We start from the raw sequence: 10,125 nt of genomic DNA, 5'->3' as shown, positions 1-10,125 counted from the left end.
CGATGCTCTCCAAACGCAACGCCCTGTTCGGGCGGGGCACGGCAGTCGCTGCGGACACGTTCGTGGCCGACACCGACGACGAGGAAAAGCGCCACCCGCACTACTACTGCGACGCCGTCGGGTTGCTCGCGCTACTCGACGCGTTCGAGCCACTGTATCTGCTGGACCGCGAGAAGAGGAAACCCGGCTCGTATCACTGGATAGTCCTAGCCGAGCGTCGTCCTTACTGAGTGCAGGGACAATCGCAATTTGGCGGTTTGACAACGGGGCGAGTCGCACGCAAGGATGACCGTCGCTTACGGCGGCAGCGCCAAGGGTGAGACGGGGAGGTCGCCAGTGTCCGGCGGACACTGGCGCCGTCGAACGGGCATGCCACGGATGGCATGCCCCGGGTTTTCAAGCGGAGCAGGATAGCGTAGCGCAGAAAGCTGGTCTCGACGGCAACATCATCCGCGCTACCCGGATCGAGGAAATCGCGGCCAAACCCGCGAAGAAGTAAAAGTCATCGGCATCTCGTAAGCAAAAAGCCCGCGAAAGCGGGCTTTTTGTTGCTTGGCGGCTCACTGCGGTTCATGACTACCCCGCCTTCCATGACCTGTGACAGCAACCCTCGGGGCTTTGCCTATACTTTGAAAATGTGCGCCGGCGCTCCCGCGCCCACGGAAATTTTTGCAATGGAATCTCACGATCTCAAAACCCAGGTTCTGGCTTCGCCAGGGTCGGCCGTGACCAGCCCCGCTCCGGATGTGGCGGCCATCCTCACGACACGCCACGAAGTGCTCAACTCATTGGGCGAGGGCGGCATGGGGCTGGTTTACCGGGTGCGTGACCGGGAGACCAATGAAATCCTGGCGCTCAAGCTGCTGCGTCCGGAGATCGCCCGCGACCCGGCGATGTTGGAACGGTTCAAGGACGAAATCCGGCTGGCGCGCCGGATCACCCACAAGAATGTCTGCCGCATCTACGATTTCAATCGCGTTGACGATCTGGCGTACATCACCATGGAGTTTGTGGATGGTGAAAGCCTGCGTGCCTATCTCAAACGCGCCGGCAAGTTATCGCCGGAACGTGTCATTGACCTCGCGCGCCAGATCGCGGCCGGTCTCGGCGAGGCGCATGCGCAGGGTGTGGTGCACCGCGACCTGAAACCCGAAAACGTGCTTCTCGCGCGCGACGGCCTGGTGAAGCTCATGGATTTCGGCATCGCTCGCGCCCTGGAGGGCGCCACCACAGCCACGCAGACCGTCATCGGCACGCCCGGCTACATGGCGCCGGAGCAGTCGCAGGGCAAGAGCGTCGATCAGCGCACCGACCTGTACGCGCTGGGCCTCATATTGTACGAATGCCTGACCGGCCGCCGCGCGTTTGCCGGCGCCACGCCGGTGGAAGTAGCGCTCAAGCAGATCAAGGAACGCCCGGTGCCGCCGCGCCAGCTGCTGTCGTCCACGCCTCCCCATCTCGAGGCCATCGTGATGCGTTGCCTGGAGAAGGAACCGTCGCGGCGCTTCGCCAGCGCCGCCGAACTGCAACGTACCCTGACACCGCCGAGTGAACCCTCCCGACAGGACGCGCCACGCTGGCGCAAGCTTGCGGCGATTTCGGCCGCCGCCCTGTTGGCGGTTGTGTTGGCGCACAAGACCGTGAAGCAGGCAGGCTCCTCGCCACAACCGGCGGCGTCGGTTCAGACGGATTCGGCGTCCACGGATTTTCAGGACCAGCAACAGGTGCCGGAGGAATTGGTCAAGTTGTTCCAGGCAGCGAAGCAGGGCGATGCGGCGGCACAGGAACGCGTCGGCCGCCTGTACCTCGACGGACCCGAGCGCGCGCGTGACGAGCGCAAGGCGTTTTACTGGACCCGGCGCGCGGCCCTCAGCGGCGATCACAATGCGCAGTTTACCGTCGCCCGGATGTATGAAAGCGGCCGCGGTGTTCCGCAAAATCAAATCGGCGCCTACGTCTGGTACAGCGTCGCGGCCACTTCCGGCAGCCAGCCGGCGAGCGAGGCACTCAACCGCGTGAAGCGCAATCTTACCAGCGATGAGATTGTCGCGGCCGAACAACGTCTGCGTTTGCTCCGGGGCGGCCAGGAACACTAGCGGCTCCAAGCCGAGTGATTGTCCCAAACAAATAGCCCGCGTCAGCGGGCTATTTGTTTGGGTTGTGTCTTTCGCTAATGGCTGCGCACAAGATTCCGACCCTCCTGTTTGGCGGCATACAGCGCTTCGTCGGCGGCCTTGACGAGTCCTGGACCGGTGTCGCCGTCCCGGGGAAAGGTGGCAAAGCCGATACTGACCGTGACCTGGATCTCGTCTCCCTGGGGGGTAGTGGTGAGCGATTCCGCGACGCTGGCACGAATGCGCTCGGCCACGATCCCGGCGCCGGTTGCATCCGTCTCGGGCAGAATCACGGCCAGTTCCTCGCCGCCGTAGCGACACACCACGTCCATGGGGCGGGCGCTCAGACGAATCAGGTCCGCCACGGCGATCAGCGTTTCATCGCCGGCCTGATGTCCATAGCGATCGTTGACGTTCTTGAAGTGGTCGATATCCAATAGCATCACCGACAAGGGCTTGCTGTAACGTCGCGCCCGCTGCGTCTCTTCGCGCAGCCGGGCTTCGAATTCACGGCGGTTGTAAAGACCGGTCAGCCCGTCCCGGCTGGACAATTCTTCCAGCCGGGCCTTGTGCTCCATCAGGCTCTCGGCCATGGTGTTGAAGTCGCGCGCCAACCGGCCGATTTCATTATTGTTCTTCAGGTCCAGCCGATAGGTAAGATTGTCGTTCGCGAAATGCGTCATGCCTTTTTCGAATTCGCGTAGCGGCACCAGTACCGAACGTGCCAGCCACATCGCCCCCGCCACGGCGCTGACCAGACCGAAACCGATGGCCGTGGCGATGATCAGCAGAAAACGACTTTCGGCGCTATTAATCTGTGTGCGCTGCGCGCTGATTTCGTCGTAGTAATTCGCGTACATTTGATCCAGGGAAAACATGACCTGATTCTCACCTTGATCCAGCTGCGTGAGTGTCGCCTTGGAAGCGCCCGAGTTAAAGATGAGGTTAGCGAGCACGATACTGTCTTGCCACTCCCGCCGGGCGCGTGCCAGCAAGGTGTATTCCGGCGGATCGAGAAACGGCTTTGCCATTATATCGACAAAGATTTCTTCCACGGTTTTTGCTTCGGATTCAAATTGGCTTTGCAGGACATAGCTTGGTGCGCCAGTATAATCCTTGACCAGGGAATACGCTTTGCGGATCTGGTTTTGCAGCCGCGAGGTTGTCTGGAGTTTATAGACGGGTTGTTCCGTCAGCCGATTGAACTGTTCGGCCGCGTGTTGCAGAAAAACGCCCGAACCGATTGCTACCACGACGAGGGGGATGAAAACGACACCCATGGTGACCAGAAGACGGGTTCGCAGCGACAGATTTGTGAAGGAGAACAGGTTCACCCGATACGGTCCCTCGCCTGTGTTCGCGCTGCCGCGCATCATGCCACCCTTGCTGTTTCTCTGTATAGCCCCAAGACATGGCGCGTATTTCACCGCCCGGACTGGAAAGAGAAATATCTCCCGGCAGAACAATCTGTTAATCAATACCTGTCCAGATTCTGAGGGATGTCATTGACAGATATTGGCGACGAGAGTAGGTGTATAGATGCCGATAATGATGTAGCTGCGTGATTTTTTATTTTACGTAAAGGAGCATGCTATGCGTATTTCGACAACCGATCCCATCTCCGGAGCCGACGTCAAGAATCCCGAAGGACGTCCTTTCGTCATCGAGGGAAAAGGGGAAAACGCTCTCAAAATCTTTTTTGAGAACGAGGACAACAAAAAAGCGTACCTGGAGATCCAGACCGAGCATCCGAGCGAGGACTTCACCACGAATCTTAATAACCCGGTTTAAGCCAGTCAGGGTGCCGGGGCGAGCGCGAGCAGGGAGCAGGGCGACCGCACAGCGCTGAGGAGTCGGGCTCCACGATACTGAGGATGCGACCCTGAGTGGGATGTGGCGTACAGTGCGGTCGCGGCGCTGGCCGCGCTGCCCGATCCCGCTTCGCGGGTCCCTCGGGCCACGCTTGGCGCGCCCCCCACACGCGACAGCGATGGGGATGCGACCGTGGCGAGTCGCTCGCGGCGCCGAACGTACTCGGCTAATACGGAGCAATAAGGCTAAATCAAATGTGTTGACCCGCCTTGCCCGCCGGCGCGAGCGCGCGCGGCACTGAGTCGTGTTCGTCGATTGGGAAGGGGCGACCGTTACAGCTTGTCCGCCCCGTGGGTGTCTTGCCCGGCCGTCAGACGCCAGCAGCTTAATTTAGCGATTCAGGAATGCTGCGTTTGCTTTCCAGCCATTTGAGCAGCGGTTCCCACTGCTCGGTATCGCGCGTGACTTGCGAGCGGTTGAGGTCGAAAATCCCCAGCCCGCGTGCGTCCGCCACCAGATAGTTCTGGCTCTCGCGCAGGGTGGCGATGAACGGAATCCGCAGGCGCGACAGAAACCGCTCGAGGTTGTGATAGATCTGGGTGTTGAGTGTGCTGTAGGAAATGCTCATTCTGTTCAGCACGCTTTCCATGGTGTTCTGGATCGAGGTGTTTTCGCGCACGCGGTTGGCGACCACCGCGAGACGCGTCTCGTCCCGCACGATTTTCCCGACCAGCAATGCCTCGTGTATGAAATGCGCCGCGGCGCGGATGTCGGTCGGCGACGGCAACACCGGGATGATCACCGTCTGCGCGCGCCGCACCAGCGCCGTCAGGTCCGCGCCGTGGGCGCCCGCCGGTACATCCATTATGACGTAATCCGTGGAACGCGGCACCCGCACCGGGTCGCGCCACGCGGCGATGCCGCGAATCGGCGGACGGTCCTGCGGACGCTGCTCGAGCCATTCCATGCTCGATCCCTGCCGGTCGAAGTCCGCGATCACCACCGATTTACCCTGTGAGGCGTAATAACTCGCGAGATTGGTCGCGAGCGTGCTCTTCCCGCAGCCGCCTTTGGCGTTAAGCAGCATGATCTTGCGCATGGTCTCTCCTTGAAGGTGGGGTCACGGGTGGTGCACGTTATTGTTGTCCTGCTTTGTTCGTTTTGTCATTTGAGGAAGATGTGCTTGTTGGCACTTATGATCTTTCCATTCTTCGGTCCGTGGACACGGCATCCATCCCGCACTTCTCCGGCTACAGGGCGCCCTAAGTTTATTCCAGCGCGCCGGAAAGCTCTACCGGCTCAACGCGCGCCGCGGCCGTGCTTCCCGCGGCGGCGAGGCGGCTTTTTCGGTCCGGGGGGATGGTCCGGCTGGTGGCGGGGCGGTTCGTCCTCGTCCATCAGTATCCGGTGTGCCGGTCCTTCCAGGTCGTCGAACTGCCCGGAGCGGATGGACCACAGAAACGCCCAGATGATCACCCCGGCGAAAATCACTGCCAGCGGAACGAGAAGATAAAGAATCTCCATGGGTCTAGCCCGGAACCGCGGCCACGGGAACCGTCAACTCCCGGGGCGATTGACGGGTAAGACGCAGGGCATTTGCCACCACCAGCAGGGAACTGACCGACATCCCGAGCGCCGCCATCCACGGCGTGACATGGCCGGACGCGGCGGCGGGAATGGCCAGCAGGTTGTAAACCAGCGCCCAGACCAGATTCTGGCGGATGATGGCGAGTGTGCGCTGCGCCACGATCAGCCCGTCGGCCAAGTGCGGTAATTGCTGCGACAGCAGAATCATGTCGGCGTTGGCGGCCGCGACCGCCGTGCCGCCGCCCATGGCGATGGAGACCTGGGCCGCCGCCAATACCGGAGCGTCATTCACGCCGTCACCGACCATGGCGACCACGGCGCCACGTTGTTGCAAGGCCCTGACCCGCTCGAGTTTGTCAGCAGGCCGCAGATCCCAGGCCAGATCTTCAATCCCCAGACTGTCGGACACGCGCCGCGCAGCTGTTTCATGATCGCCGGTGAGCAGCATGACCGACTTGCCCTGGCGCTTGAGCTCATTGATCAGCTCGCGCGCGCCGGGCCGCAGCTCGTCACTGAGCACAAAGGCGGCATGCAGGGTTTCGTGCCCCGCGAGCAGCACCACGGTATCGCCGCGCCGCCGGAGTTCCTGGAGCATTCCAGGATCCGCGGCGCGACCGGTCTGTTCCTCGATGTAAGCCGGAGTACCCAGAAAAAATATCTGGCCATCGATCACGCCGCGCAGACCGGCGCCGGGGGTGTTGACCACTTCCGTGGCTCCCGGTCCGCCGGGTTCGGTCGCCTCGATCAGTGCGCGCGCGATCGGATGCTCGGAGTGGCGTTCGAGGGCGCCCGCCCAGCGCAGACATTCCGTGCCGGTCAGTTGAGAAAGAGTCCGGGTTTCCAGCAGCCGCAGCCGGCCGCGCGTGAGCGTGCCGGTCTTGTCGAAAATGAAATGGGTGGCGCGGGCGAGCGTCTCCAGCGCATGCCCGCGGGTCACCAGCAGGCCGAGGCGCGTGAGCTGTCCGGTGGCGGCGGTGATGGCGGCGGGCGTGGCGAGCGACAGCGCGCAGGGACAGGTAATCACCAGCACGGCGATGGTGGCGGGTAGCCACAGCGGTGAATTCTGTTGCCACCAGTAAAGCGCCACGAGGCCCGCGAGCAGCAGCACCGCGATCACGAACCCGCCGGCGACCCGGTCGGCCAGTTGCGCCACGCGCGGCTTTTCCGAGCTGGCGCGATCCAGCAACCGCAGGATGGACGAGAGCACCGTGTCCGGCCCGGTTTTTTCAACCCGGGCCACCAGCGGACTTTCGATGTTGATCGATCCCCCGATCAGTTTCTGTCCCGGCGCTTTGACCACCGGCAGGCTTTCGCCGGTGAGCAGCGATTCGTTCACGCTCGATTGGCCCTCCAGCACGATGCCGTCGGCCGGGATGTGCTCGCCGGGACGGATGCGCACCCGGTCGCCCGGACGCAATTCCGCGGCGGCCACGGTTTCTTCGGTCACAATATATTTTTCCCTCTCCCCGCTTGCGGGGAGAGGGTTAAGGAGAGGGGAGCTTTTCGCGTCGTCCCCCTCACCCCTGTTGTTCCCGCCGGGGCGCAGAAGAATCATCTGCGCCCGTTCGGCGGGGAAAAGGTCCGCTGGACCTTTTCCCGTTTCCGCCTCACTTCCCCCGCTAGTGGCGGGGGAGAGGGAGTAGATAAGACGCGTGGCGCTAGCCGGCGTGGCCCGCACCAGCGCTTCAGAGGCTTCCGTGGCGCGCTTGCGCGCCGCGGCTTCGAAATACCTTCCGCTCAGCAGAAAGAACACGAACATCGTGACCGAGTCGTAATAGACCGTACCCTGACCGGTTACGGTGACCCAGACGCTGGCAATGAAAGCGGTGAGAATGCCGAACGAAACCGGCACGTCCATGCCCGCCTGCGCGTGCGTCAGATCGCGCCAGGCCGAAGCGAAAAAAGGCTGCGCCGAATACAGCAGCACCGGCAGCGTCAGCAGCAGGCTGACCCATTGGAAAAAACCGCGATAGTGCGCTTCGGTTTCCACCCATCCGCCGACATACAGCGCCTCGGCCAGGATCATCACCTGCATGGTCATGACGCCGGCCACGCCCAACCGGCGCAGCAATTGTTTGCGCTCGTGTTCCAGCCGTTGTTGATGTCGACCGGGATCGAACGGGTGCGCGAGATACCCGATGCGGCTGACCGCCTGCAGGATATCGCTCAGGTGAATGCGGCGGTCATCCCATGTCACGCGCGCGCGCTGCGTGGCGTAGTTGATGTGCACCGCGAGCACGCCGGGCAGGCGCGCGAGGTGGCGTTCGTTGAGCCACACGCAGGCGGCGCAGGTGATGCCTTCGAGAATCAGCGCGGCCTCGCGCACGTGTTCGTCTTCGACGCGGACAAAACTTTTCTGCACTTCCGGGTGATCGTAGATGGCGGTCTGGCGCAGGAATTCCGGCACGATCTCGCGCGCCGTGGGCGCCTGCGCGGTGCGGAACTTGTAATAATTTCCCAGGCCGCCGTCGACGATCGCCCGCGCCACGGCCTCGCAACCACGGCAGCACATCGGCTGGCGCACGCCGTCGATGTTCACGGCAATGTCCAGGCTCTCCGGCACCGGCAGGCCGCAGTGAAAGCAGGCCACCGTGGCGGCTTTTTCTGCGGAGGACGACAGGGCGACAGGGATGGACATGGTGGTCGACTAAATGCCCGATTCAGGCAGAATCATTCTATACGATTCCCGCGACGGCGCGATGCGTGTTCATGGTGCCGGCGAGAACTCGCACGGGTCAAGGGTAATGCGGTTTCGGGAACCTCTGATTAATTTCGTTCGCCCTGAGCTTGTCGAAAGGCGATAGGCGCAACTTGCTGATTCCACGGCGTCCTCCGTTCATGGTTCGACAGGCTCACCACGAACGGAGGAATTAATCAGAGGTTCCTTAGTTTACTGGAACACTACGTTTTTCGATGGCCGCCGTCGTTGACGTTCACGGCGGTTTGCAGGAAACTTGGCCGCGAAATCAATATCGGCGGGTGGGAGAAAAAGCATGATCTTGAGCCACGTGTGGGGAATGTTGTTCCATCCGGAAGAAGAATGGAAAACGATACGGAAGGAAAACTGCACGATCGGCAAATGCTTCTGTTCTCACGTTCTGTTGCTGGCCGCCATTCCTCCCATCGCCGGATACATCGGCACCACCCAGGTCGGCTGGCAGGTGGTTTCACGCGAAGTACATACGCTCACGCCCGAAAGCGCGATCACGATCGCCATCCTGTCTTACCTCACGATCCTGGTGGCGGTGTTCACCATCGGCAAGCTGATTCACTGGATGGGCCAGACCTACGGCAGCAAACAGACATTGTCCCAGTGCATTGCGCTGGCGGCCTATACGGCAACGCCGCTGTTTCTTTCCGGCATCATGCTGCTTTATCCGATGCTATGGCTGAATCTGCTGATCGGCCTGCCGGTGCTGGCGTACACCGTGTACCTGCTTTATAGCGGCGTACCGATCGTTATGGGAATTACGGCAGAGCGCGGTTTTCTGTTTTCCACCGCCGTGCTCGTGGTCGGGCTGGTGGCGGGGCTGGTGGTGCTGGTGGTGACGCTTATTCTCTGGGATATCGGCGTGGGGCCGGTCTTCGCCAGTTAGTGCTGGGTCTGGAGTTTGACCTGGGTCAATAGGTTGCTCGTAGCTTTTTGGCTATAGTTCGGTTCTTTCTTAAACAGGAACACGCCACGTTCGCCGGCCATGAGATTTTTTGCATTATGAAGACTGGGTCGCTGGGCAAGGCAACGAACACAAGCAAAACTCCCCTCTCCCACGCGTGGGAGAGGGGAGTTATGTACTGCGCCCTCGGACTGAACTAAACAGCGGGAAAATCATGGCTACGCCTGAAACCTATAACTACAAAGTCGTACGGCAGTTCGCCGTGATGACCGTCATCTGGGGCATTGTCGGCATGCTGGTCGGCGTGTGGATCGCGGCCGAGATGGCCTGGCCGGCGCTCAACATGGACATCCCGTGGCTGACGTTTTCGCGCCTGCGTCCGCTGCACACCAACGCGGTGATTTTTGCCTTCGGCGGTTCGGCGCTGTTCGCCACGTCGTATTACGTCGCGCAGCGCACCTGCCATGTGCGCCTGTTCAGCGACAAACTCGCGGCCTTCACGTTCTGGGGTTGGCAGGTGGTGATCGTCGCGGCGGCCATCTCGTTCCCGCTCGGTATCACGCAGAGCAAGGAGTACGCCGAACTCGAGTGGCCGATCGACATCCTGATCACGCTGGTCTGGGTCGCTTACGCCATCGTATTTTTCGGCACGCTGGTCAAACGCAAGGTGAGCCACATCTACGTCGCCAACTGGTTCTATGGCGCGTTCATCCTCACCATTGCCGTGTTGCACGTGTTCAACAACCTCGCGGTCCCGGTGTCGTGGACCAAGTCGTATTCGATCTACGCCGGCGTGCAGGACGCCATGGTGCAGTGGTGGTACGGGCACAACGCGGTCGGCTTTTTCCTCACCGCCGGTTTCCTCGGCATGATGTATTACTTCATCCCGAAACAGGCGGAACGGCCGGTGTATTCGTATCGCCTGTCGGTGGTGCATTTCTGGGCGCTGGCGTTCACCTACATCTGGGCCGGCCCGCACCACCTGCACTATACCGCGC

The 10,125-nt window shown here is 61.5% G+C and carries 8 protein-coding genes and 1 pseudogene; 5 read left to right on the top strand and 4 right to left on the bottom strand.

Annotation, left to right across the window (positions count from 1 at the left end):
- Together WB402_RS04440 and WB402_RS04435 are read left to right on the top strand one after the other, a co-directional pair.
- Nucleotides 1–230: pseudogene (locus WB402_RS04440) on the top strand (class I SAM-dependent methyltransferase); the annotation flags it as partial.
- Between the two features lie 444 nt (nt 231–674).
- A complete protein-coding gene (locus WB402_RS04435; RefSeq protein WP_424205709.1) occupies nt 675–2,096 on the top strand; it encodes a serine/threonine-protein kinase in 1,422 nt (473 codons plus the stop codon).
- A gap of 74 nt (nt 2,097–2,170) precedes the next feature.
- On the opposite strand, the gene WB402_RS04430 is transcribed toward WB402_RS04435, so the two are convergent.
- Complete coding sequence (locus WB402_RS04430; RefSeq protein ID WP_424205708.1) at nt 2,171–3,490, bottom strand: diguanylate cyclase; 1,320 nt, start codon at nt 3,488–3,490, stop codon at nt 2,171–2,173.
- 217 nt (nt 3,491–3,707) lie between these two features.
- On the opposite strand from WB402_RS04430, the gene WB402_RS04425 reads away from it, so the two are divergent.
- A complete protein-coding gene (locus WB402_RS04425; protein ID WP_424205707.1) occupies nt 3,708–3,905 on the top strand; it encodes a hypothetical protein in 198 nt (65 codons plus the stop codon).
- Between the two features lie 406 nt (nt 3,906–4,311).
- Here the strand turns inward: WB402_RS04425 and WB402_RS04420 are convergent, their stop codons facing one another.
- The 3 genes from WB402_RS04420 to WB402_RS04410 all read right to left on the bottom strand — a co-directional run bounded on the left by WB402_RS04420 (nt 4,312) and on the right by WB402_RS04410 (nt 8,151).
- A complete protein-coding gene (locus WB402_RS04420) occupies nt 4,312–5,025 on the bottom strand; it encodes an AAA family ATPase (RefSeq protein WP_424205706.1) in 714 nt (237 codons plus the stop codon).
- Nucleotides 5,026–5,225: 200 nt separating this feature from the next.
- Nucleotides 5,226–5,450 carry a cbb3-type cytochrome oxidase assembly protein CcoS gene (ccoS, locus tag WB402_RS04415; RefSeq protein ID WP_424205705.1) on the bottom strand — a complete coding sequence of 75 codons (225 nt, stop codon included), beginning with the start codon at nt 5,448–5,450 and terminating at the stop codon, nt 5,226–5,228.
- A 4-nt stretch (nt 5,451–5,454) separates the two neighbouring features.
- Entirely contained in the window at nt 5,455–8,151 is a 2,697-nt protein-coding gene (locus WB402_RS04410) for a heavy metal translocating P-type ATPase (RefSeq protein ID WP_424205704.1), read from the bottom strand.
- A 358-nt stretch (nt 8,152–8,509) separates the two neighbouring features.
- On the opposite strand from WB402_RS04410, the gene WB402_RS04405 reads away from it, so the two are divergent.
- The gene (locus WB402_RS04405; RefSeq protein WP_424205710.1) at nt 8,510–9,109 is read left to right on the top strand and encodes a Yip1 family protein; all 600 of its coding nucleotides are present in this window, start codon (nt 8,510–8,512) and stop codon (nt 9,107–9,109) included.
- 232 nt (nt 9,110–9,341) lie between these two features.
- On the top strand, nt 9,342–10,125 hold a 784-nt coding region (locus tag WB402_RS04400), incomplete at its 3' end, for a cbb3-type cytochrome c oxidase subunit I (protein WP_424205703.1).

It is taken from the genome of Sulfuricaulis sp., assembly GCF_049587675.1.
Classification (GTDB): Bacteria; Pseudomonadota; Gammaproteobacteria; order Acidiferrobacterales; family Sulfurifustaceae; genus Sulfuricaulis.
Note: the sequence above shows the minus strand (reverse complement) of the source record. Positions and strands in the feature narration are given on the sequence as shown.